A 22,749-nucleotide genomic window follows, 5' to 3' on the forward strand; every position below is an offset into this window, starting at 1 on the left:
CGGACATATGCAATTGGGGGCATGACGCGCGCGCGCGAAGCGGCTAGGGCACCAAGGCCGCAGCGCAACCGACGGATGGCCTTCGTGTTCAACTTCCTGCCCAGCATCGACCGCTATATCCTGCGGCTGGTGATCGTGCCGATGCTCGGCGTGTTCGCGCTCGCCGCCAGCCTTTTGATGCTCGACAAGATGCTGCGCCTGTTCGATTTCGTCGCGGTCGAAGGCGGGCCGGTGGCAGTTGTGTTCAAGATGCTGGGTGCCTTGATCCCCGAATATGCCAGCCTTGCCATCCCGCTGGGCCTGCTTCTGGGGGTGCTGCTCGCCTTCCGCCGGCTTGCCACCACCAGCGAGCTTGACGTGATGCGCGCGGTCGGCCTGTCCTACAACCGCCTGCTCAAGGTGCCCTATGCCATCGCGCTGGTGCTGGTGGCGGTCAATGCGGCGCTGGTTTTCTACGTCCAGCCTTTGAGCCGCTATTATTACGAGCAGCTCGAATACGAGCTGCGCTCGGGTGCCCTTGGCGCCTCGATCAAGGTGGGTGAGTTCAACACCCTGGCTGATCGCATGGCCCTGAGGATCGAGGCGAGCGAGGACGATGGGCGCCGTCTCATCGGCATCTTTGCCCGGGTGGCCGACAAGCGCGGACAGGTGCTCTCGATCAGCGCGCGCGAAGGCGCCTTCCTCGCCACCCGCGACGATCCCGACACGATCATCCTGCGCCTTACCGAAGGCACCATCATCCAGGACACCAGCGGGCGCCCGGGAGGCGGGACAACGCCGCGCGTGCTGAGTTTCAGCCGCCACGATCTGCCGATCGATTTGCCCGCGATCGAGAAGTTCCGCGCCCGCGGCGATGAAACCCGCGAATATATCCTGCCCGAACTGCTTCGGATCGGCTGGAGCAACGCCAGCGCGCCCGATGCGCGCGATGCGAGCCTCGCAAGCTTCCACTTCCGCCTGGTCGAGATCGTGATGATGCTGCTGATGCCGCTCCTCGCGGTGGCGCTGGCGATCCCGCCCAAGCGTTCGACCAGCGCGCTCGGCGTGTTCGTCTCGATCGTGATGGTGGTGGCCTATCACAAGGTCAACCAATATGCCGAGGACGTAGCGGCGCTGGGCCGGGTCGATCCGGTGCTGGCGCTGTGGCTGCCCTTCGCGGTCTTCGCGGCACTGATCGTGTGGATGTATTACCGCGTCGCCTTTGTCCCCGGGGGGCAGGCGATCGGCGCGCTCGAGACCGCCTTCGACAAGCTCGCCAAGCGCCTTGCCAAGCTGTTCGCGCGGCGCCCGCAGCGGGCCTATCGCCCGCCCGCCGCCGCCGAGGCCGCGGCTGCGGAGTAGGCTGGCAATGCAGCTCGATTTCTTCCCCTCGCGCACGCTCACGCTCTATCTTGCCCGGCTGTTCGTGGTGCGCATCCTTGCGGTGCTGGTGATGCTGGTGCTGGTGCTGCTGGCGCTCGATCTGCTTTCGGCGACCGGCGAGATCCTCGCTGTCCCCGGCAATGGCGAGGCCGAGATCCTGCGCTATGCCAGCCTGCGCCTGCCGCAGCTCGTCAGCCGCTTCCTGCCCTATTCGGTGCTGCTCGCCACGCTGATTACCCTCGTCGGGCTCAACCAGAACTCCGAAGTGGTGGCGATGAAGGCGGCGGGGCTCTCAGCGCACCAGGTGCTCGCTCCGCTGCTGCTCACCGCCGGGCTGGTGGCCGTTGTCAGCTTTGCCTTCAACGAGCGCATCACCACCCGCGCCAATGCCGCGCTGAAGGCGTGGGAGGCGGTGGAATATGGCGCCATTCCGCCCGAGGCCGGCAGCGGCAAGGTGCGCACCGGGGTCTATCTCGTCGACGGGGCCAATGTGCTTGCCGCCAATACGCTCAGCGGATCTGGGCGCGACATCGTGCTTTCCGGGGTCACCTGGTACGAGCGCGGCCCGGGCGGGATCATCCGCGCCCAGTGGCGCAGCGCGCGGGCGACCTTTGCCAATCCCGGCTGGCGGCTCGAACGCCCGGTGCGCTTCGATGTCGCCAGCGCGATCACCGAAAGGAGGCCCGATACCGTGGTGGCGGAGGCGCTGACCCCCGAGCGGATCATGCTGCAATCGGTCGATGCCGATGCGCTCAGCTTTTGGGAACTGGCCGGGCGGATCGAGGCCTTCGCCGCGGCCGGACGCAACACTGACGAACTCAGGGCCAAGTGGTGGCACCGCCTTTCAGGGCCGCTCTCGGCCTTGCTGATGCCGCTCCTGGGCTCGATCGCGGCCTTTGGCCTCGCGCGCTCGGGCCAGTTGTTCGTGCGCGCGGTGATCGGGATGGCGCTCGGCTTTGCCTATTTCGTGGTCGATAATGCCGCGCTCGCCATGGGCAGCTTTGGCGGCTATCCGCCGCTGCTTGCGGCCTGGGCGCCCTTCGTGCTGTTCCTGCTGGTGGGCGAGACGGTGCTGATCCGCACCGAGGAATAGCAGCGTCGCCCTTGCGGCTCAGCCGCGCCGGCCCATCGTGCTTCTTGCGATCCGCGCAATCAATGCCAGCATCCCCGGATGGTTGGCGCCCTCATAGGTCGAGCCCGGCCCCAGCGCGCGCGTGAGGCGGCGGTGCGCCTCGGGCAGATCGTGATAGGGCATCGAGGGCATGAGGTGATGGAGCGCGTGGTAGCGCAGCCCCACCGGCGCCCAGATTTCCGCCGCGATCCCCGGCGGCGGAACGTTGACCGAATCGAGGAACTGTGCGGTCACCGTCATCGCCTCGCCCTCGTTCTCCCACAGATGCGCAACCAGGGTGCGCAGTTGGTTGAGGAGGGCACTGAGCGAGAGGATCACCAGTGCGATCGCAAGCGGCTGCCAGCCGAGCGCAAAGATGCTGGCGATCAGCGCCCAGGCCCACAGGCTCGCCCCGGCTTCCTGCCAGCGCACCCGCGCGGCCAGCTCGCCCTCGGGCGCCCGGCGCCGGAAGGCCGGATTGATCGCCAGCGCCGAAAAGCGCTCCCAGGTCAGCCGCCGCAGCGGCGGGATGAGCGCCCCCAGCGGCACCAGCACGGCAAAGCGCACCAGCAGCGCCAACGGGGCAAGCAGCGCCACGATCACGAACAGCGGCAGGCTCCAGGGCTTCATCAGCGCCAGCGGCAGATATTCGGGGTCCTCCACCGTGCCATATTGGGTGCGCTTGTGATGGATCACGTGCACCCCTTCATACATGAAGCTGGGGGTGAGCAGCGGGATGCCGACGATGAGGTTCCAGGCGGTGCGAAAGCCCGGCAGGGCATCGCGGTGGATATGGGTGAGCTCGTGGATGAACATCAGCGCCCGGTAAAGCGCCAGCGCCGCGACCAACCCGGCTGCGAGGCGCAAGGGCAGGCCTTCGGCAAGGATCGCGGTGGCAATCCCGGCATAGCCCAGCCCGGCCGAGAGCAGCATGTCGCTCCAGTAGATCGCCGGGCGCGCTTCGCCCAGCCCCCGCGTCAGCTCGCGCGCGGCGCGCAGCATCGCCTTGTCGTCCTCGGCCATGAACTGCGCGCGCGTCGCCCGCGCCAGCGCGGGGGCGGCAGCGGCGGGGATGGTCTGATGCATGGTCATCTTCGGCAGGCCCTTGCGCGTTGCCCTAGCCCAATTGTCTGGCCAAGCCAAACGCGTCTTGTTGGTGAGTGTGATCGATGGCCTTGCGCCAATCGCCGCGGCGCGACACAGACACCTTGATCTGGAGCAATTACGGAACATTCCTCGTGGCGGACGCAGCACAGTTGAGCATCGAGCCGGTCACCGACAAGCGCGGGCGTGCTGCCTTTGTCGATTGCGGGCGCGCCTTTTCCGACCGCCTGCCCCATTTCGTGCCCCAGCTGCGCTCCGAACAGCTCGAACTGGTCGATCCGGAGAAGAACCCCTTTTTCGGCCATGCCCGGGTGCAATTGTTCCTCGCCCGGCAGAACGGGCGCGCAGTGGGGCGCATCTCGGCCCATATCGACGAGCTGGCGCTCGCCATGCCGCCTGAGCAGGGCTTTGGCCCGGGCACGGGGTTCTTCGGCTATTTCGATGCCGAGAACGAGGACATCGCCCGGGCGCTGCTGACCAGCGCCGAAGCCTGGCTGGTGGGGCAGGGGATGCGCCGGGTGCTGGGGCCGATCTCGCTGTCGATCTGGGAGGAGCCAGGCCTGTTGGTGCGCGGGGCCGATCATTCCCCGATGCTGATGATGGGCCACCACCCGCCGCATTATGCGGGCTGGATCGAGGGGGCAGGCTATGCCCGGGCCAAGACGCTCTACACCTACGAGCTCGATATCAGCCACGATTTTCCCCCGCTGGTGCAGCGCATCGTGCAATCGGGCCACCGCAATGCGCGCATCAATGTGCGCCGCGTCAACAAGCAGCGCTGGGACGAGGAGGTGGCAACCGTGCTCACCATCCTCAACGACGCCTGGTCGGACAATTGGGGCTTTGTCCCCTTCACGCCCGAGGAAGTGGCCTATGCCGGCAAGAAGCTGCGCCCGATCATCTTTGAAGAGCTCAACATGATCGCCGAGCTTGACGGACGCCCGGTCGCCTTCATGCTCACCTTTCCCGATCTGAACGCCGTGCTGGCGCGGATCAGGGGCAGGCTGTTCCCGCTGGGCTGGCTGCACCTCTTGCGCTGGCTGCGCCGCCCCCGGGATGCAGGGATGCGGGTGCCGCTGATGGGGGTGCTCAAGGAACTGCACAATTCGCGTCTCGCCAGCCAGCTTGCCTTCATGATGATCAGCGCGATCCGCAAGGAGGCGCACGAGACCTTCGGTTCGGTGCGCGGCGAGATCGGCTGGATCCTCGAGGACAATCAGGGGATGGTGGCGATCGCCGATGCCATCGAGAGCAGGATCAACCGCGAATACGCGATCTACGCCAAGGCGCTGGGCTGATCCGGCAAGGCCTGTTGCAGCAATGTGAGCCACGGGCCACGCGTTATGCGGGCCAGACAAAAAAGGCCCCCGTTGCTTGCGCAACGAGGGCCTTTCGGGATCGTATCACCAGCCGCTTGGACGGGAGGGGGGTCTCGGCGGTGACATGCCGATAATGCCGCAAAGCCCTTGCGGTTCCCGCGCGGCGAAAAAAATGTCGCTATCCCGGGGTCGGCGCGAAATCATCATGCCGATCAGTGCTTTGCCTGGGGGCGCCCGCAGGTGACGGCGGAACCGCTATGGCGTGCTTGCGGTTGTTGCTATGGCCTTGGCCAAGGCCCTTCACCGAAGCGGAGTATGCCATGTCGCTCGCAGCCCAGATCGCCGCCAACCTGCCTTACCTGCGCCGCTATGCCCGCGCGCTGGCCGGCTCGCAGGCCGATGGCGATGCCTTCGTGCGCGCGCTGCTCGAGGTGGCGCTCGCTGACGAGACGCTCAAGGCCAGCCTTGCCGGCGGGCGAATGCCGCTTTACCGCGCCTTCAGCAAACTGTGGGCGAGCGCCACCGGCCCGATCGTCGGCGGCGCGCCCTCGAGCGAGCACGAGGCCGGGGCCCAGGCCCGGCTCGGCACCATCACGCCCCCGGCGCGCCAGGCGCTGCTGCTGACCACGCTCGAGGACTTCTCCCACGCCGAGGCTGCGGCGATCCTCGATCGCACCCCCGATGACATCGCGGCGATGGTGGCCGAGGCGATCGCCGAGATCGAACGCGAGGCGGCGACCAGCGTGCTCATCATCGAGGATGAGCCGCTGATCGCGATGCAGCTTGAGGAGCTCGTCACCAGCCTCGGCCACTCCGTCAGCGGCACCGCCGCCACCCGCAGCCAGGCGCGCGCCGCGGTGGCCGAGGCCACCCCGGGCCTGGTGCTCGCCGATATCCAGCTTGCCGATGGTTCCTCCGGCCTCGATGCGGTGGACGATATCCTCGCGATCGCGACCATGCCGGTGATCTTCATCACCGCTTTCCCCGAGCGCCTGCTGACCGGCGACCGGCCCGAGCCGACCTATCTTGTCACCAAGCCTTTCCAGGAAGCGACGGTGCGCGCGGCGATCAGCCAGGCGCTGTTCTTCGGTTCGACCCGCCCGCTCGGCTAGGGCTTCCTCACCCGCCGGTCGGCGGGCCGCTCACGGATGTGGAAATCCGCCGGGCGCCTCACCGGCACGGTGAGCACGCAGCGCACGCCTTCGGGGGCGAAATCGAGCACCACCGGCTGGCGCAGCTCGTGGGCGACGACCTTCTCGATCAGCTCGGTGCCAAAACCGCGGCGGCGCTCGGCGGCGACCGGCGGGCCGCCGCGCTCCTGCCACTCGACCTCGGCAAAGTGCTCGCCTGCCTTGCGCCAGCGGATCGTCACCTGCCCGCCGGTCACGCTGAGCGCGCCATACTTGGCGGCATTGGTGGCCAGTTCGTGGATCGCAAGGCCGAAGGACAGCGCGTCATTGGGCGCCAGTTCCAGCTCCGGCCCCTCGAGCAGGATGGCATCGCCCAGCGCGATGCGGAAGTGCTGGAGTTCCGCCTCGATCACCGCGCGGATCGGGGTGGTGCCCCAATCGGTGACGGTGAGCAGATCGTGGGTGGCCGAAAGCGCGCGGATGCGCCCTTCGAGACTGTCAGCAAAATCGGCCAGCCCGCTGGCGCGGCGGCGGGTGAGCGCGATGATCGAAAGCACGTTGGCGAGCGTGTTCTTGACCCGGTGGTTGAGCTCGCGCACCAGCGAATTGCGGATCGAATGCTGCTCCTCGAAGAAGGCGAGCCGGGCCTGATCCTCGAAGGCCTGCTGCGTCAGCAGTCGCGCCAGCAGCATCAGCAGGCTGGCAAGCGCCAGGCCGAACATCAGCGTCACCATCGACAGCGGCGAGAGCACCGCCGGATCGGCGTTCTCGACCACCAGCAGGAGCTTGCGATCGGCGATGGTGACTTCCTGCTCCACCCGCGCGCTGGTATCGGCGCCGCTGGCCCGTGCCACCAGCAGGTGCCCGGTGCTCGCCTCGCCGTCATAGAGCCGCACGCCGAAGCGCGCAGGGCCTTCGCGCGCCAACGCCGCGTCAAGGAAGGTGCGCGCACGAAACGGGGTATAGACAAAGCCGATCAATCGCCGCTCGCCCCCGGGGGCGATGCGGAAGGCGGGCATGTAGATCGCGAAGGTCGGCACCCCGCCAGGCGTTTCCTGCTCGAGCATGATCCGCCCCGAGGCAGCCGGGCGCAGCGTCAGCTCGGCCTCGGCCATGGCCGCGGCGCGGGCCGGATCGGAATACATGTCATAGCCGAGCGCGCGGCGGCTGATTGCGGTGGCCGGCGCGAACATCGCCACCGGCGCCACCCGCGCGCTCTGGCTGGCAGGGGCGGGGTGAATGTCGGGATAATCGGGTTGGCGCTGGCGGATGCGCGCAAGAAAGGCGGGCAGTTCGCGCGGCTCGAGCACCGGCAGCCAGCCGATTCCTTCCGCACCGGAAATCTCCGGGTCAAGCTTGAGCGCGCGCACGAAGTTCTCAAAGGTGGCCGGATCGACATCCTCGAGGCTCGAGAACAACGCCGCTCCGGCCCGCAGGTATGAGGCAAAGCCGCTCCCGCTGCGGTCGAGCGCGGCGGCCACGCTCTGAGCATATTCGCGCATCTGCGCCCGCTCGCTCGCCCGGGCGTTGCTCTCGATGGCAAAGACGCTAAGGCCGGTGATCGCCGCAAGCGCAAGGAAGATCGTCAGCGGAATGGCGCGCGGATAGAGCACCAGCCAGCGCCGCGCGCGGCCCGAAGGCGGCGGCGGGGGGGCGGCTGGCTCGCTTGCCGGGCTGAGGCTGCGCGTTGCGATGGTGCCTGATCCTGCCTGTGCCATGCCCGCCTGCGCCGCGCCCGACCGTTTGTCTTGGCCGTGCCCGCGCTGCAAGCGGAACCAAACAGGTAGCGCATCGTTGCCGAATCGTCCAAACACCATGGGCAATGCGGTTCGATCGGGACGGGAACCGCGCCCGGCGCAAGCATGCCGGGGGCCGGACTCGCAGGGAGCCCGGAGGAACGGGATCAGGGGCAGGCTCAGGGCAGGATGGCCACAGATCAGGATCATGAGGGGGCAAGGGGGCGCGGCGGCAGCGCCGACCGGACGCCGCGCCGCGCGCCCGATTGGGCCGATGGGCTCAAGCAGCTTTACGATTCGGTGGTCGAGGAAGACCTGCCCGACAGTTTCAAGGCCCTGCTCGACCGGCTGGACGAACTCGGCCAGGGGGCAGCGCCCGGCGGCAGCGCCGCCAAGGCCGCGCGTCCCGCCACCAGGCCGGATGACCAGCGGTGAGCGCGGATCACGCCCCCAAGGACGGCCCCGCCCCGGGCGACCGCCTCTCGGCGCTCGACAAGGCGAGCTTCAAGCGCGAGCTGACCGAAGTTGTGCCGCACCTGCGCGCCTTTGCCCGCGGGCTGTGCGGAAGGCCCGATCTTGCCGACGATCTGGTGCAGGAAACCCTGCTCAAGGCCTGGGCGGCGCAGGACCGCTTCGAACCCGGCACCTCGATGCGCGCCTGGACCTTCGTGATCCTCAGGAACGCTTACCTAACCGACATGCGCCGCAACCGCTTTCGCGGCGAATATGATGAGGGCGTGGCCGAACGTATCCTCACTGCGCCCGCCGGGCAGGAGGAACCGATCCACCTTTCCGATCTGCACCGCGCGCTTCTGACCTTGCCGCCCGAGCGGCGCGAGGCGCTGCTGCTGGTGGGGGCGGGAGGCTTTTCCTACGAGGAAGCTGCGGAGATCTGCGGCTGCGCCGTCGGCACCATCAAGAGCCGGGTCGGCCGCGCCCGCGCGGCGCTGACCGAAATGCTGGCGAGCGGCAACATCCCGCGCCGCTCGGCGAGCGACGAGGCCGCCCACCGGGCGATCCTCGACGAACTCGAGGAAGTCGCCGCAGGCAACCTTGCCAGCACGCGGGGGTGACCTGCCGCCCGCCTGCTCGGGCAGGGGCGGGGGCAGCGCGATCATCCACGATCCTTGCCCATGGTGAGGGAGCCGCCAGCGCCAAAGCGATGATGTGCGCAAGCAAAAAGGCCCGAGGCAGCGCTGCCCCGGGCCTCCCGTTCCTTCAATGCCGACGTAAGCTCAGGCGTAGGTCCACACCGTCCCGCGCGCCAGGTTCTCGCTGGCAAAAGCCCAGTTGAGCTTTCCTTCGACCACCGCATCGAGATAAGCCGGGCGCTTGTTCTGGCGATCGAGATAATAGGCGTGCTCCCACACGTCGAGCACGAGCAGCGGGTTCATGCTGCTGTCGGCGAGGGTGTCGGCATCGTGGGTTTCCTCGATGGAAAGCTTGCCGTCCTTTTCGGCCAGCCACACCCAGCCGCTGGCGAAATGGCCGGCGCCGCGGTCCTTCAATTGCTGCTTGAGCGCATCGAGCGAACCGAAGGCCTCATCGATCTTGGCGGCAAGCTCAGCCGAGGGCGCGGTGCTCTCGGGCGCCAGCGAGTGCCAGTAAAAGGCGTGGTTCCAGGTCTGCGCGGCATTGTTGAACAGGCCCTGGTTGGTGCCGCGCGCGGCAGCGATGATCGCCTCGAGCGGCTTGCTTTCATGCTCGGTCCCCGCGATCGCCGCGTTCATCTTGTCGACATAGGTCTGGTGGTGCTTGCCATGGTGGAACGAGAGCGTCTCGGCCGAGATCGCCGGGGCAAGCGCGTCAGCGGCATAGGGTAGGGGGGCAAGTGCGAAAGCCATGTCATCCTCCGGAAGGCTAGTGTGTGAAGCTTGATAGCGACAACGCAGATGCGCGTTAAGGGTTGCAGCTTCAAGTCCGCGCGGTGCGATCGACCGCGCTGGCCACGGCCACATTCATGGTGACATTGCCGAGCGTGCGCATCAGATCGGGCAGCATCTCCACCGCCACCAGCAGCGCCAGCGGCTCCACCGGCACGCCCATGGCATGGGCGATCGGCCCGATCGAGACGACAAAGCTGATCGATCCGGGAAGGCTCACCGCCGACAGGCTGATGAGGCTGGCGACAAGGATGCCGGCAAGGCCGATCGCCAGCGGCACCTCGATCCCGGCCAGCGCGGCGATGTAATAGACCACCGCGAGGTTCATCGCCGCGCTGGTGGCGCGGAACACCACCACCTCGAGCGGCAGGACGAATTCGGCGGTGGCCGGGCTGAGGCCGAGCCGCGCGGCCGAGGCGAGCATCGCCGGAAGGCTCGCCAGCGAGGACTGCGTGGACAGCGCCACCGCCTGGGCGGGCAGCATAGCCCGGGCAAAGCGCGCGAGCGGCACGCGCCCGCCGAGCGCTGCGATGGCATAGGCAAGGACCAGCACGAAGCTGCCCATCAGGCTGACGGTGATGACATAGTGCCCGAGCGCGGCAAAGGCGCCGCCGCCGCTTTCCACCCCCACCCCATAGGCCAGCGCGAAGACTCCCACCGGGGCGGCGGCGAGCACCCAGCCGATGATCAGCAGCATGGCATTGCCGAGCGCGTGGAACAGGCCGATGAGGCGCTCCCCTTGCTCGCTCGGCAGGCGAGTGAGCGCCACCGCCAGCATCACGAAGAACAGGGTGAGCGGCAGCATCGCGGTTTCGGCCGCGGCAGCGATGATGTTGGAGGAGACCAGCGAGGCGAGGAAGTCGAGCACCTCGGGCACGGTGCCCACCTCGGCGCGCCCCTGTGCAAGGAAGGACTCGGCCCCGGCGGGCACCGGCCAGGCGCGCAGCAGCATGGGCATGACCAGCGTGGTAAAGGCCCCGCCGGCAAGCTGCGCGGCGATGAGGATGGTGATCAGCCGGCGCGCCACCTGCCCCACCCGGGCGGCGCGGATCATCTGCACGAGGCCCAGCACCAACAGCGCGGCGACCAGCGGAATGATCGTCATTTGCAGGGCGCGCAGCCACAGCCCGCCCACCAGTGCGGCAAGCTCGCCCGCAAGGCTCGGCGCGCCGAGCCTGCCCGCGGCGATTCCTGCCACCAGCCCGCCCACCAGCGCAGCAAAGGTCAGCGCCACCGGCAGGCGGATCTCGACCAGCGTGAAGGGGGCGCTCGCCTGTGTGCTCTCGTGCAATTTCCGTTCCTTGTGCGGGCGCGGGCCCTTTCCTTTGCGCGATAACCGCGCCACAAGCGCAAGACAATCGCCGCCATCGGGCGCAAGGACGGGGGACATGAGCCGCAAGCTGTTCGGAACCGACGGGATCAGGGGGCGCACCAATGCCGGCGTGATGACCGCGACGACCGCGATGAAGGTCGGGCAGGCCGCCGGGCGCCATTTCCTGCGCGGCGGCCACCGCCACCGGGTGGTGATCGGCAAGGACACGCGCCTATCGGGCTACATGATGGAAAGCGCGCTGGTGGCGGGCTTCACCAGCGTGGGCATCGACGTGATCATGACCGGGCCGCTGCCCACCCCCGCGATTGCCCTGCTCACCCGTGAGATGCGCGCTGACCTTGGCGTGATGATCTCGGCCAGCCACAACCTCTTTGCCGACAATGGCATCAAGCTTTTCGGCCCGGATGGCTTCAAGCTTTCCGACGAGGCTGAGGCCGAGATCGAGCGGCTGATGGAAACCGAAATCCCGCTCGCCCCGGCCGAATCGATCGGGCGCGCGCGCCGGATCGAGGATGCCCGCGGGCGCTATATCCATAGCGTCAAACAGTCGGTCGCCGCGGAAATCCGCTTCGATGGCCTCAAGGTGGTGGTCGATTGCGCCCACGGGGCGGCGTATCAGGTCGCCCCTTCGGCGATCTGGGAGCTGGGGGCCGAGGTGGTGGCGCTCGGCGTCAGCCCCAATGGCACCAACATCAACGACGGGGTCGGTTCGACCGCGATCGCCGCGCTCCAGGCCAAGGTGGTGGAGGAGGGCGCCGATATCGGCATTGCCCTTGATGGCGATGCCGACCGTCTGATCGTGGTCGATGAGAAGGGCCGCGCGGTTGATGGCGACCAGATCATGGCGCTGATAGCCACCCGGATGCAGGACAAGGGGGCGCTCAGGGGCGGCGGCGTGGTGGCCACGGTGATGAGCAATCTCGGGCTCGAGCGCTATCTGGCCGGGCGCGGGCTCGATCTGGTGCGCACCAAGGTGGGCGATCGCTATGTGCTCGAGGCGATGCGCGCAGGCGGATACAATGTCGGGGGCGAGCAATCGGGGCACATGATCCTGCTCGACCATGCCACCACCGGCGATGGCACGCTGGCGGCGCTGCGGGTGCTCGCCAGTCTGGTGCGCGCCGGCCGCCCGGCGAGCGAGGTGCTCCACGTCTTCGATCCTGTGCCGCAGCTGCTCAAGAACGTGCGCTACGAAGGCGGAAGGCCGCTCGAGCACCCGCAGGTGGTCGCCGCGATTGCCGAGGCCGAGGCTGCCCTTGCCGGGCGCGGGCGCCTCGTCATCCGTCCCTCGGGCACCGAGCCGGTGATCCGGGTGATGGCCGAGGGCGACGATCCGACGCAGGTGGAAGGCGTGGTGGACAGCATCTGCGCCGCGGTGAGGGCCGCGGCCTAGGCGCGCGCGATGCTGGAGATGCGCCCCGATTGCGAGCGCTGCGGCGCCGATCTGCCCGCCGAGGCGCCGGGCGCCTTCATCTGCTCGTTCGAATGCACCTTCTGCGCGCCCTGTGCCGAGGCGCTCGATGATCGCTGCCCCAATTGCGGCGGCGAGCTGATGGACCGGCCGACGCGCGCGCGATCGCTGCACGCTCGCTTCCCGCCGGGCACCGAGCGCCGCTTCAAGGGGTAAGCCGCGCGCGGTCCCGACTCAATCATAGCCGTAGTCGGAATAGTCCTTGAAATTGGGCGAGGTGAACTTGGTGATCTCGCTCTGGAAGTGCAGCGGCACATTGCCGGTCGAACCGTGGCGCTGCTTGGCCACGATCAGCGTGGCGCGGCCGACGAGCTGTTCGAACTTCTCCTCCCAGGCCCGGTATTTCTCCTGAACATCGGGCGGGCTGCTGGCATCGGGCGTGTCGGGCTTGACGAGCTGGTGGTAATAATCGGCGCGGAAGATGAACCACACCATGTCCGCGTCCTGCTCGATCGAGCCCGATTCGCGCAGGTCCGAAAGCTGCGGGCGCTTGTCCTCGCGCTGCTCCACCGCGCGCGAAAGCTGCGAGAGCGCGATCACCGGCACCTGCAATTCCTTGGCCAGCGTCTTGAGCCCGCGGCTGATCTCGGAGATCTCGGTGACGCGGTTGTCATTGCCCCGTGCGGTGCCCTGCAGCAGCTGGAGATAGTCAACGATGATGAGCCCGATGTCGTGCCGCCGCTTGAGCCGCCGCGCCCGGGCGCGCAGGGCGGCGATGGTCAGCGCCGGGGTGTCGTCGATGTAGAGCGGCAGCTCGGCAAGGCGCTGGCTGGCATAGGACAGCTTCTGGAAATCCTCGCGCGACAGCTTGCCGCTGCGCAGCGATTCGGACGGGATCTCGGCCTGTTCGGCAAGGATGCGGGTGGCCAGCTGATCGGCGCTCATCTCGAGGCTGAAGAAGGCCACCGGCGCGCCATAGTTGAACTCGCCGCCATGGCGCTGCCATTCGAGATGGGCCTCGGCGCAGTTGAAGGCGATATTGGTGGCCAGCGAGGTCTTGCCCATCCCCGGCCGCCCGGCAAGGATGATGAGGTCGGAAGGGTGCAGGCCCGCGGTCTTGCGGTCGATGCTGGCAAGCCCGGTGGTCTTGCCCGAAAGCCCGCCGCCCGATTTCATCGCCGCCTCGGCCATGCGGATCGCCTGGAGCGCGGCATCGCGGAAGGTGACTTCCTGCCGCCCCGTTGCGGCCCCTTCTGCGACCTTGAACAGCGCCGCCTCGGCCTGTTCGACCCGCTCTTTGGGGGAAGTGTCGCTCGAGGTGTCGAGCGCGCCTTCGATGAGCTGCCGCCCGACGCTCACCAGCTCGCGCAGAAGCGCAAGATCGTAGATCTGTTCGGCAAGGTCACGCGGTGCGAGCAGCCCGGCCCCGTTGGCGGTGAGCTGGGCCAGATAGCTGGTGCCGCCCAGTTCCTTGAGCGCCTCGTCGGCCTCGAAATAGGGGCGCAGCGTCACCGGTGAGGCGGTGGTGTTGCGCTCCACCAGCGCCTTGATCCGCGCGAAGATGCGGCTGTGCAGCGGCTCGAAGAAATGCTCGGGCGCGATCGGCACCTGCAGTTCCTCGAGCACCCGGTTGTCGATCAGCACCGCCCCCAGAAGGGCCGCCTCGGCCTCGAGGTTGAAGGGCAGCCTCGGCTCGGCAGGATTGCCTGCCTCCTCGCCGGGGGTGATTCTGGAAAGCTTGGCCGGTTCGCTCATGGCCGCAGGTGATGCGCGCGCCGGCGCGCCGCGGCAAGGCCGGTCGTGCGGGATATTTGCGCGCGCGCTTGTGGATAGTGGGGAGAGCCCATCGAAGTGCTTGAAGTGCGCACCCTGCATCTGCGAAGGCAGGGGGCATGGCCGATCCGCCGCCCGATTCCCTGCCGATCTCCTCTGCCCCCGGGGCTGCGGGCACGCAGCGCATCGCGCAGGTGACGCTCGATGAGGCAACGATCCTGTGGCGCAACGCCGATGTCGAGCAGGAGCGGCGGGTGGCGATCTATGATCTCATCGAGGAGAACACCTTCAAGCCACTGCGCAGCGCCGAGCGCGGGGCGAGCGGGCCCTATCACCTGCACCTGTCTGTCAATGACGGGCGTCTGGCGATGGACATCAAGGACACGCAGGAGGTGCTGCTCGAGACCCTGCTGATCGGCATGGCCCGCTTCCGCCGCCCGATCCGTGAATATTTCGCCATCTGCGACAGCTATTACCAGGCGATCCGCAAGGCCACCCCGGCCGAGATCGAAACGATCGACATGGCCCGGCGCGGCATCCACAACAATGCCGCCGAACTGCTGCTCGAACGGCTCGAGGGCAAGGTCGAGACCGATTTTGCCACCGCGCGCCGGCTCTTCACGCTCATCTGCGTGCTGCACATCAAGGGTTGAGCGGCATGGCACGGCGGCGCCGATCGCAGGGGCGCAAGGCCCCCCGCCGCTGGCTGGTGCGGCTTATCGCGCTGATCGTGTTGGTGGGAATCGCCTTTGTCGCCTGGCTGTGGTGGGACATGCGCAGCTGGCGACCGGACGAGGCGCGCTATCCCGAACAGGGGGCGCTGATCGCAGCGGCAAGCGGGCCGGTGCGCTTCGAGACCCTGAAGGCGATCGGCGCGCGCTTTGTCTATCTGCCGGTGGCGCAGGCGGGCGGCGGCCCCGCTGCGCAAAGCTTTGCCCGGCGCGCCGCCGCGGCGCGGGCGGCAGGGCTCAAGGTCGGGGCGCTCATCGATTTTGATCCCTGCCTTGGCGCCGATGTGCAGAGCGCCGCCTTTGCCCGGATGGTGCCGCGCGATCCCGAATTGCTGCCCCCCGCGCTTGGCCTGGTGCGGCTGGCCGATGCCTGCGCCCCCAAGGTGAGCGATGCCGCGGTCGAGAGCGAAGTGATCACGCTCATCAACCAGATCGAGACCCATGCCGGAAAGCCGGTGATCCTCAGGCTCTCGCGCGGCTTTGCCGAGCGCCATGGCACCGCTGCGAGCGTGGCGCGCGATCTGTGGCTGATGCGCGATCGGGTGCGGCCCGATTACGCCGGGCGCCCGTGGCTGCTATGGAGCGCCAACAGCGCGCTGGTGAGCGAGGCGAGCGAGGAGCCGGTCGAATGGGTGGTGGTGCAGCAATGAGCCTGGCGCCGGCGCAGGAAGCCGATCTGCTGGCGGCGGCCGAGGCGGCGGCGCGGCGCGCCTATGCGCCCTATTCGGATTATCCGGTCGGCGCAGCCCTGCTGTTCGATGACGGCGCTGTGGTGACCGGCTGCAATGTCGAGAACGCCAGCTATGGCCTCGCGCTCTGCGCCGAGACCGTCGCCATCGCCAAGGCCTTCGAGGCCGGGCGGCGCGGCGGCCTTGTGGCGGTTGCGGTGGTGGGCCTCAAGGCCGACCGGGAACCGATCACCCCGTGCGGGCGCTGCCGCCAGGTGCTGAACGAGATCGCCGCGCTCGGATCAACCGATCCGCTGGTGCTGTGCGCGGGGAGCGAGGGGGTGCGGCGCGTGGCGCTCTCGGCCCTGCTCCCCCACGCCTTTGGCCCGGCGCATCTTGATAGGGCGTCCGAGCCCTAGCCTCTCTTATTCATGACGGCTTGGTTCTGGGGCGTTCGTCGTCCGTGGTGAGGCGGGCGGCTTGGCGCGGGCGCGCGGCATTGCTGGCGTCTGTTTCACCGCGACGGGATCGATAGGCTTTTCGGGTTGAAGGACTGGGCTCGGGGTTTCAGCGGCACTGCCGCGCTCGCTACGTCGGCGCAGGCTTGAGCGTTCGAACGATGGCGCGCAGCAGATCGGCGTCCGGGCAGGCCGAAGCGAAGGCGACGCGGATGCGGGTGGCGCTTTCCATGACGCGGGCTGCAACCTTGAGCAGCCGCAGACGCAGAGTGGTAAACTCAGCTTTTGCCAGAGCGGCGGTCCGGGGCATCGCCTGCTGGACGCGCCAGAGCAGCCAGTAGGCAGCCGTGTGGAGGATCAGGCGCATCTGATTGGCATTGGCCGAGCGGCACGAGGTGCGATCGCTGGCCAGCTGGGTCTTGTGCAGCTTGATCAGGTTCTCGGCCTGCCCGCGCGCGCCCTAGAGCGTGTCGTAGATGTGCTCGGCCGAGCCCTCGCTCAGCGAAGTGACGACATAGCGGATATTCATGCCCAGCGTGCTGGCCTCGATCCGCGCTGCGACACGGCGCTGGCAGTTCCAGCTTTTGGCGCCGTAGCGGGTCTCGGCATAGCTGCGCAGCACCGGGTGCTGGCCCTCTGCGCGGCGGACCGCACAGGCATCGGCGGCAGTGACGATGACAGGATCGGCGCGCAGCGCGGCATTGGTCGGCAGACCAAACACATAATCGATGCCGTGCGCCTCGCAGAACACCATGACCTCAGCCCGCCCATAATGCCCGTCGCCGCGGATCGTGATGTGGGTATCGGGCCAGTGGCGGCGAAGATGGCGCACCAGACGCCGGATGTGCCCTGCCGCCTCCTTGCCCGAAGGCGTCTTGCCCGTGCGCAGCAGCATCGCCACCGGACGGCCGGTCGCGGTGTCATAGACATGGATCGGCAGGAAGCAGCGCTCCCCGTGATGTCCGTTCCAGAACGAGAATTGCTGATAGCCGTGCACCACGTCGCAGGTATCGTCGATATCCCGCGTCACTGCCGCCGGCGGCGCGGGATAGCTCGCACAGTACATATCGATCATGGCCGCCAGCATCTTCGCCAGCTCGCGCGTGGTCGGCGCATTCTCCCAGCGGCTCATGGTCGGTTGGCTGGCAAGTCCCGCGCCCGCGCCTGGCAGCTTGCCCAGCGCCAGACGGAACCCCGGATCATCGCGCAAGCCATCGAGAACATCGGCATCCTCATGGCCGCACGCGATCGCCAGCACCCGGGCAAGGAAGATATCCTCAAGGCGGTGAACCACCCGCGAGGGATAGCGCGGATCGGCAATGCACTCCGCAAGACGCCGACAAATCCCCATTGTGCGCTCGGCCTGCGCCAACACCAGCACCCCGCCATCCGAGGTCAGGCGGCCACCATCAAACGCAGCTGTGACCTTCTTGCCGCCAAACGCTGCAAACGAAAATGCAGCCGCGCTACCACAGCGTCCGGCGGATGTGGTCTGTGGCATTTTTTGCCCCGTTGCAGGTCTGGCTCGAACAACCACATTCCTGCAACGATGCAAATGCTTACACCACTCCCGCCAACCCTTCAGGCCACCACCGGTGAATAAGACGGGTTAGGCGTCCCCGCCGTCCAGCCATTCGAGCAGGGCGGCAAGGCAATCGCGCGCGAGGAGCTTGCAGCGCTCGGGGCTCCAGCCCTGCACCGGCTCGGGCGCATCGGCGAGATCCTTGTAGGGCATCTCCAGCGTCATCGCCACGGCGCCAAAGCGCTCGGCGAGCTGGTTGGTGCTCATCGCCAGGTTGGCCTGGCCCGGCGCGGCCTTGGGATAGCCAAGCTTGGTCTGGAAATCGGGGGTGCGCCGCGCGAGAATGCGCTGATAGCGGTAGAAGTCCTCACCCTGCGCCTCGCGCCAGGAAGGGATGCCCTCGAACCCGGCGAGGAACACCGCCGGGATCGCCTCGTCGGCATGGACATCCATGGCAAAATCGACCCCGGTTTGATCCATGCGGCTGCGGATTGCCAGCACCTCGGGCGCGCGTTCGGGGGTGGGGTCGGCCCATTCGCGGTTGAGATTGGCGCCAACCGCATTGGTTCTCAAATGCCCACGGCGCGAACCATCGGGGTTGCAATTGGGCGCGATATGGAAGCGGCAGCGCGCGCGCAGCGCCCGCGCCACCGGATCGGCCGGATCGGTCAGGCAGGAAAGCGCGCCTTCCATCCACCATTCCGCCTGGGTCTCGCCGGGGTGCTGGCGGGCATAGAGCCATACCTGCACGCTCCCCTCGCCCATTTCGAGGCAATCGATCGGCTGGCCATCAAGGCTGGTGCCGAGTTTCAGATAATCCACCCCCTCGCTCGCCGCTGCGGCCGCGACGAGATCATGGTGGCGCTCCATCGAATAGGGGGCGAAATAGGCAACCCAGAACAGATCCGAGGTCGGGCGATAGCGGATCGTCAGCGTGCCGCCCTCTGCGTCCTTGTCGAAGCTGGTGGCCGCGCGCAGCCAATATTCGCGGTCTTCCGAAACACAGGCGCTGTAACCCGGCCAGCCGCCCGGATAGGCGCTGGCGTTAAGCCCGGTGAGCTTGAGTTCGACCTCCTCGCCCGAGCGCGCAGCGACGCGGAAATGGAACCACTGGAAGAACTCAGACATGTGGTCGCGGCGGATGGCAAGGCGCGCGCTGCGCCCTTCGATGCCGAGCACTTCGATATTGCCGCTGTCGAAGCCGGCATCGATGAAAAGTGAGGTCATTGGCGTCCTTGCAGCTTTTTCGGATCGATCGAAACGGTCTCGCCATTGCCACCGGGAAAATCGCGGAACAAGGCCGCTGCAAGTGTGCGGGCGCTCGCCTCGGGTGCGGAATAGGGGGATTTCACCCCGGTTGCCATCTGCGCCCGGCCCTCCCACAGGCTCTTGCCATCGGGGCGGTTGATGCGCACCGAAAGCTCGGTGATCACCGAGGGGCCCTCGCTGCCCCCGCCCAGGTCGATACCGACGCCAAGCCCAAGCCCGCTGCCATAGCTGCCGACATTTCCGCCCACGCCGACGCTCACCGGCCCGCGCCGCTCCTCGAGCGTGGCGGCAATCGGATTGCGGCTGGTGCGGATCACCGCGATCTGGGTGTCGGGGCCGGGAGCGGCGGCGATGGTATAGCCGAGCCGCGCCAGCTCGGCGCTGACGCTCGCAGCAAAGGCGCGCTCGGCAGCCTCGTTGCGCAGATCCTCGGGAAAGCTGATCGCGATGAGGCCGCGCCCCAGCCCGGCGCGCTCGGGCGCGGGCGCGACAAAGCGGGTCACTTCGACCGGGCCGACGTAGGGGGTGGTGGCGCAGGCCGAAAGCGCCAGTGCAGCGGCAAGCGGTGGCAGGAAGCGGAGCGGGGCCATGGCGGGTTCCTTTCTTGGGCAGGGGTCTTATAGGGGCACGGGGCTGCGGTGCACAGGCCTGCCGCAAGGGCATGGGCCGGTTGACGAATTCGCAGCGGGTTAAAGACGAGGGGCACCGGCATGACAAAGCACACCAAACCTTGCGTGCTGGTGACTGGCGGGGCGGGCTATATCGGCAGCCACGCGGTGCTGGCCCTGCGCGATGCGGGCTGGCCGGTGGCGGTGATTGACGATCTTTCCACCGGCTTTCGCTTTGCCGTGCCCGAAGGCGTGCCGCTCTATGAAGGCGACATCGCCGATGAGGCGCTGCTGGCGCGCATCTTTGCCGATGAGCGCCCGGCGGCAATCATGCATTTTGCCGGATCGGTGGTGGTGCCCGAAAGCGTTGCCGACCCGCTCAAATATTACCACAACAACACCGCCAAGAGCCGCACCCTGCTGGCCGCGGCGGTGCGCGCGGGCGTGCCCCATTTCCTCTTTTCCTCGACCGCGGCGACCTATGGCATTCCTGCGCTTGCGCCCGGTTCGCCGGGCGTGAGCGAGGATACGCCGCAGCGCCCGATCAACCCCTATGGCTGGTCGAAGCTGATGACCGAGCAGATGCTCGCCGATGTCGCTGCGGCCCACCCGCTCAATTACGGTGTGCTGCGCTATTTCAACGTGGCCGGGGCCGATCCCGAGGCGCGCAGCGGACAATCGACCGCAGGGGCGACGCATCTCATCAAGGTGGCGATCGAGGCGGCGCTGGGCCTGCGCGAAGCGGTGAGCGTGTTCGGCACAGATTATGCCACGCCCGACGGCACCGGGGTGCGCGACTACATCCATGTCAGCGATCTGGCCGATGCCCATGTGCTTGCACTCGAGGCGCTGATCGCCGCGCCCCGGCGCTCCTTCACGCTCAATTGCGGCTATGGGCGGGGCTTTTCGGTGAACGAGGTGCTCGATGCGGTCGATCGGGTGGCGAAGGTCAAGCTGGTGCGCCGGATCGAGGGACGCCGGGTGGGCGATCCCGATTCGCTAATCGCCGATTCCACCCGGCTGCGGCAGCAGCTGGGCTGGCAGCCGCGCCATGCCGATCTCGACACCATCATCGCCCATGCGCTCGCCTGGGAGCGCAAGCTTGCCGGGTTGCGGGCCAGCGGTTCGGCCTGAGCATTGACGCGCGAGCCGCTTGCCGCTATCGGCGCGGCCAAGATGAGGCGCGTCGGCCCGGCCCGGCGCGCTTGTCGTTTGGATTGCCGCTTTCAGGAACCCGCCATGAAGATCGTCAACAGCCTCAAGTCGCTGAAGGGCCGTCACCGCGACAACCGCGTGATCCGTCGGCGCGGGCGCACCTATGTGATCAACAAGACCGAGCGCCGCTTCAAGGCCCGCCAGGGCTGAAGCGTGCAGCTGCCCGCCATGGGCAGCATGATGAATCGTGCGGCCCGCCTCCTTGCCCGAGCGCGGGCCGCTGGCGTTTGAGGGCAGGATGAGCGTTCGGGCAGCCGGGCCGGCGGTGGTCTTCGATGTCGGGCGGGTGCTGTTCCAGTGGCAGCTGCGCGCGCTGTTCGAAAAGCTGATCGATGATCGCGCCGAGCTTGACTGGTTCCTTGCCCATGTCGTGACCGAGGAATGGCATTTCCAGCATGATCGTGGTCGCCCGCTGGCCGAAATGGTGCCCGAGCGGATCGCGCAGTTCCCCGAATATGCGCGCCACATCCATGCCTATGCCACGCGCTTCAACGAGACCGTGCCGGGGCCGGTTGCCGGCACCCACGCGCTGGTCGAGCGCCTCGCCGGGCGCGGCGTGCCGCTCTATTGCCTGACCAATTTCGGCGCCGAGCTGTGGCAGGCCTTCCGTCCGACCCAGCCGATCTTCGACCTGTTTGCGGATATCATCGTCTCGGGCGTCGAGAAGGTCGCCAAGCCTGATCCACAGATCTACGCGATCACCGAGGCGCGCAGCGGGCGCAAGGGGGCCGCGCTGTTCTTCACCGATGACAACCCGGCCAACATCGCCGCGGCCCGTGCGCGCGGTTGGCAGGCGCATCTGTTCACCGATGCGACCGGTCTCGAGGCGGCGCTCTGCGCGGCGGGGTTGCTCTGACCGCGCTGGGCCTTCGCCAAGCCAAACCCCCGGTCGCGCCCTGGGGGAGACGCGCCGGGGGCCGGGACATCCGCGCCGGCCGGAGAGGGGGCAGGGCGCGGGGGAGGGACCTCATGTCGCCTGAGCAATCAGGCGTTGCACTTGGCCAGTTCTTCGGCGGTCAGATCTTCGCCGTTGACCTTGAAGGCGGCGACCTGGCCGAACTTGCGGTTGAGACCACGACACACCCGCAGCGGACGGGCGCTGGTCTTGGCGGCGACGCAGGTGGCATCCTTGCAGGCCCAGGCAACCCCGTCGCTCACTGCGCGGCTGTCGTTCGCCGGAGCGGCGAGCGTGGCGGTGTAATAGGCCGGGGCGGCGGCGCTGAGGGGCGCGGCATCGGTGGCAACGGCAAAGGTCACGCTGGTGTAGAGCAGCGCGCTGGCGAGCACGGCCAGCTTGCCGGTGGTGGGGAGAGAGGGGGTCGAGATCATCGCACTTTCCTTTTTCTTGTCGGCCCTTGGGCCGATGTTCCTGTGGCCTCGTCCGGGTCGGTTTGCAACGCAGCATTTCGATTCGAAACCAGTTGCTATTCGCTACCTATACGATTAGGTTGCGAGTTGCAACTGAAAACGGAAAATTTTTGTGAGCCGCGCAAAATCGGCTAAACATGCACCCCAGTAGGGGAAGGGAAAAGGCGTTATGGGTGATCTGAGAGAACCGCTGCGCGAGTTGATCGAATGCGGCCTGCCGCAGGCGCTCGAGGTGATGGGCGAGCGCTGGTCCTTCATGATCCTGCGCGCGAGCTTCAACGGGCTCAAGCACTTCGAGGAATTCCTCTCCGAACTCGGCATCGCCCGCAACATCCTGTCCAACCGCCTCGCCAAGCTGGTCGAGCACGGCATTCTCAAGCGCGAGCCCTGCGCCGATGACCGTCGCAAGATCGAATATCGCCTCACCCCCAAGGGGCTTGATCTGCTCCCGGCGATGCTGGCGCTGCGCCAATGGGGCCAGAAGTACGGCAGCGAAACCGTGGTCGAGGATCCGGTGCTGGTCGATGAGCGCGACCGGCTGCCGATCGGGCCGGTCTCGATCCTCGCGCATGACGGGCGCATCCTTGGCCCGCAGGACCTGTGGCTGACGCGGCCCGAGAACCTCGGTCGCAGGGCCGATGGCAGCATCGCCCAGCCGGCACCCCCGCTCGGCCGCGGCGACGTGGTTGATATCGCCGCGGCCAAGGCTGCCGCAGCGCGCTGAACCGTCGATAGCCGCCCTGCGCGC

23 protein-coding genes and 1 pseudogene are annotated in these 22,749 nt (G+C 67.6%); 15 read left to right on the forward strand and 9 right to left on the reverse strand.

Annotated elements, in window-relative coordinates; genetic code table 11:
* Positions 1–75: 75 nt before the first annotated feature.
* Entirely contained in the window at positions 76–1,341 is a 1,266-nt protein-coding gene (gene lptF, locus G524_RS0109655) for an LPS export ABC transporter permease LptF (protein WP_036857724.1), read from the forward strand.
* A 7-nt stretch (positions 1,342–1,348) separates the two neighbouring features.
* Positions 1,349–2,455, forward strand: coding sequence for an LPS export ABC transporter permease LptG (lptG, locus tag G524_RS0109660; RefSeq protein ID WP_027443535.1), 1,107 nt, complete (start codon positions 1,349–1,351; stop codon positions 2,453–2,455).
* An 18-nt stretch (positions 2,456–2,473) separates the two neighbouring features.
* Here lptG and G524_RS0109665 read toward each other — a convergent pair whose 3' ends face one another.
* Positions 2,474–3,565, reverse strand: a complete 1,092-nt coding sequence (locus G524_RS0109665; protein ID WP_027443536.1) for a fatty acid desaturase family protein — start codon at positions 3,563–3,565, stop codon at positions 2,474–2,476.
* 77 nt (positions 3,566–3,642) lie between these two features.
* Here G524_RS0109665 and G524_RS0109670 point away from each other — a divergent pair, with 77 nt between their 5' ends.
* The gene (locus G524_RS0109670; RefSeq protein ID WP_245561343.1) at positions 3,643–4,875 is read left to right on the forward strand and encodes an N-acetyltransferase; all 1,233 of its coding nucleotides are present in this window, start codon (positions 3,643–3,645) and stop codon (positions 4,873–4,875) included.
* Positions 4,876–5,216: 341 nt separating this feature from the next.
* A complete protein-coding gene (locus tag G524_RS0109675) occupies positions 5,217–6,008 on the forward strand; it encodes a response regulator (RefSeq protein WP_027443538.1) in 792 nt (263 codons plus the stop codon).
* Here the strand turns inward: G524_RS0109675 and G524_RS15540 are convergent.
* Positions 6,005–7,744, reverse strand: coding sequence for a CHASE domain-containing protein (locus G524_RS15540; RefSeq protein WP_084625131.1), 1,740 nt, complete (start codon positions 7,742–7,744; stop codon positions 6,005–6,007). The two genes, G524_RS0109675 and G524_RS15540, sit on opposite strands and share 4 nt — an antisense overlap.
* 207 nt (positions 7,745–7,951) lie before the next feature.
* Here G524_RS15540 and G524_RS15545 point away from each other — a divergent pair, with 207 nt between their 5' ends.
* Positions 7,952–8,197: a NepR family anti-sigma factor gene (locus G524_RS15545; RefSeq protein WP_036857726.1), complete on the forward strand. Its 246-nt coding sequence runs from the start codon at positions 7,952–7,954 to the stop codon at positions 8,195–8,197.
* An 80-nt stretch (positions 8,198–8,277) separates the two neighbouring features.
* Positions 8,278–8,835: a sigma-70 family RNA polymerase sigma factor gene (locus G524_RS15550; RefSeq protein WP_156894065.1), complete on the forward strand. Its 558-nt coding sequence runs from the start codon at positions 8,278–8,280 to the stop codon at positions 8,833–8,835.
* Between the two features lie 162 nt (positions 8,836–8,997).
* On the opposite strand, the gene G524_RS0109695 is transcribed toward G524_RS15550, so the two are convergent.
* Positions 8,998–9,606, reverse strand: a complete 609-nt coding sequence (locus G524_RS0109695; protein ID WP_027443539.1) for a superoxide dismutase — start codon at positions 9,604–9,606, stop codon at positions 8,998–9,000.
* Positions 9,607–9,676: 70 nt separating this feature from the next.
* Positions 9,677–10,936 (reverse strand): dicarboxylate/amino acid:cation symporter, encoded by a 1,260-nt coding sequence (locus tag G524_RS15555; RefSeq protein WP_036857758.1) that lies wholly within the window; start codon positions 10,934–10,936, stop codon positions 9,677–9,679.
* A gap of 97 nt (positions 10,937–11,033) precedes the next feature.
* Between G524_RS15555 and glmM the strand changes: the two genes are divergently transcribed.
* Both glmM and G524_RS0109710 read left to right on the forward strand, forming a co-directional pair.
* The gene (gene glmM / locus G524_RS0109705; RefSeq protein ID WP_027443540.1) at positions 11,034–12,371 is read left to right on the forward strand and encodes a phosphoglucosamine mutase; all 1,338 of its coding nucleotides are present in this window, start codon (positions 11,034–11,036) and stop codon (positions 12,369–12,371) included.
* A gap of 9 nt (positions 12,372–12,380) precedes the next feature.
* Complete coding sequence (locus G524_RS0109710) at positions 12,381–12,605, forward strand: DUF1272 domain-containing protein (protein WP_027443541.1); 225 nt, start codon at positions 12,381–12,383, stop codon at positions 12,603–12,605.
* 18 nt (positions 12,606–12,623) lie between these two features.
* Here the strand turns inward: G524_RS0109710 and G524_RS0109715 are convergent, their stop codons facing one another.
* Entirely contained in the window at positions 12,624–14,144 is a 1,521-nt protein-coding gene (locus G524_RS0109715; protein WP_027443542.1) for a replicative DNA helicase, read from the reverse strand.
* A 137-nt stretch (positions 14,145–14,281) separates the two neighbouring features.
* On the opposite strand from G524_RS0109715, the gene G524_RS0109720 reads away from it, so the two are divergent.
* The 3 genes from G524_RS0109720 to G524_RS0109730 are packed head-to-tail and all read left to right on the forward strand — an operon-like array spanning position 14,282 to position 15,980.
* Entirely contained in the window at positions 14,282–14,815 is a 534-nt protein-coding gene (locus G524_RS0109720; RefSeq protein WP_245561344.1) for a UPF0262 family protein, read from the forward strand.
* 5 nt (positions 14,816–14,820) lie between these two features.
* Entirely contained in the window at positions 14,821–15,543 is a 723-nt protein-coding gene (locus G524_RS0109725; protein ID WP_027443544.1) for a glycoside hydrolase family 25 protein, read from the forward strand.
* Complete coding sequence (locus G524_RS0109730) at positions 15,540–15,980, forward strand: cytidine deaminase (RefSeq protein WP_027443545.1); 441 nt, start codon at positions 15,540–15,542, stop codon at positions 15,978–15,980. The genes G524_RS0109725 and G524_RS0109730 overlap by 4 nt, the downstream gene beginning before the upstream one ends.
* A gap of 169 nt (positions 15,981–16,149) precedes the next feature.
* Here G524_RS0109730 and G524_RS15560 read toward each other — a convergent pair.
* From G524_RS15560 to G524_RS0109745, 3 genes and pseudogenes are all read right to left on the reverse strand, one after another.
* Positions 16,150–17,520 (reverse strand): annotated as a pseudogene (locus G524_RS15560) (IS1380 family transposase).
* Positions 17,521–17,628: 108 nt separating this feature from the next.
* The gene (locus G524_RS0109740) at positions 17,629–18,768 is read right to left on the reverse strand and encodes a M14 family metallopeptidase (RefSeq protein WP_027443546.1); all 1,140 of its coding nucleotides are present in this window, start codon (positions 18,766–18,768) and stop codon (positions 17,629–17,631) included.
* Positions 18,765–19,400, reverse strand: a complete 636-nt coding sequence (locus G524_RS0109745) for a DUF4136 domain-containing protein (RefSeq protein ID WP_027443547.1) — start codon at positions 19,398–19,400, stop codon at positions 18,765–18,767. The genes G524_RS0109740 and G524_RS0109745 overlap by 4 nt, the downstream gene beginning before the upstream one ends.
* A 120-nt stretch (positions 19,401–19,520) precedes the next feature.
* Between G524_RS0109745 and galE the strand changes: the two genes are divergently transcribed.
* The 3 genes from galE (at position 19,521) to G524_RS0109760 (ending at position 21,489) form a co-directional block, all read left to right on the forward strand.
* Positions 19,521–20,552 (forward strand): UDP-glucose 4-epimerase GalE, encoded by a 1,032-nt coding sequence (gene galE, locus G524_RS0109750; RefSeq protein ID WP_027443548.1) that lies wholly within the window; start codon positions 19,521–19,523, stop codon positions 20,550–20,552.
* A gap of 105 nt (positions 20,553–20,657) precedes the next feature.
* Positions 20,658–20,783, forward strand: coding sequence for a type B 50S ribosomal protein L36 (gene ykgO / locus G524_RS0109755; protein WP_027443549.1), 126 nt, complete (start codon positions 20,658–20,660; stop codon positions 20,781–20,783).
* 88 nt (positions 20,784–20,871) lie between these two features.
* Positions 20,872–21,489 carry an HAD-IA family hydrolase gene (locus G524_RS0109760; protein WP_027443550.1) on the forward strand — a complete coding sequence of 206 codons (618 nt, stop codon included), beginning with the start codon at positions 20,872–20,874 and terminating at the stop codon, positions 21,487–21,489.
* A 128-nt stretch (positions 21,490–21,617) separates the two neighbouring features.
* Here the strand turns inward: G524_RS0109760 and G524_RS0109765 are convergent, their stop codons facing one another.
* A complete protein-coding gene (locus G524_RS0109765) occupies positions 21,618–21,962 on the reverse strand; it encodes a CC_3452 family protein (protein ID WP_036857727.1) in 345 nt (114 codons plus the stop codon).
* A gap of 208 nt (positions 21,963–22,170) precedes the next feature.
* Between G524_RS0109765 and G524_RS15565 the strand changes: the two genes are divergently transcribed.
* Positions 22,171–22,725 (forward strand): winged helix-turn-helix transcriptional regulator, encoded by a 555-nt coding sequence (locus G524_RS15565; protein WP_036857730.1) that lies wholly within the window; start codon positions 22,171–22,173, stop codon positions 22,723–22,725.
* Positions 22,726–22,749: the final 24 nt, after the last annotated feature.

Source organism: Erythrobacter cryptus DSM 12079, from assembly GCF_000422985.1.
In the GTDB taxonomy this organism is placed as follows: Bacteria; Pseudomonadota; Alphaproteobacteria; order Sphingomonadales; family Sphingomonadaceae; genus Erythrobacter; species Erythrobacter cryptus.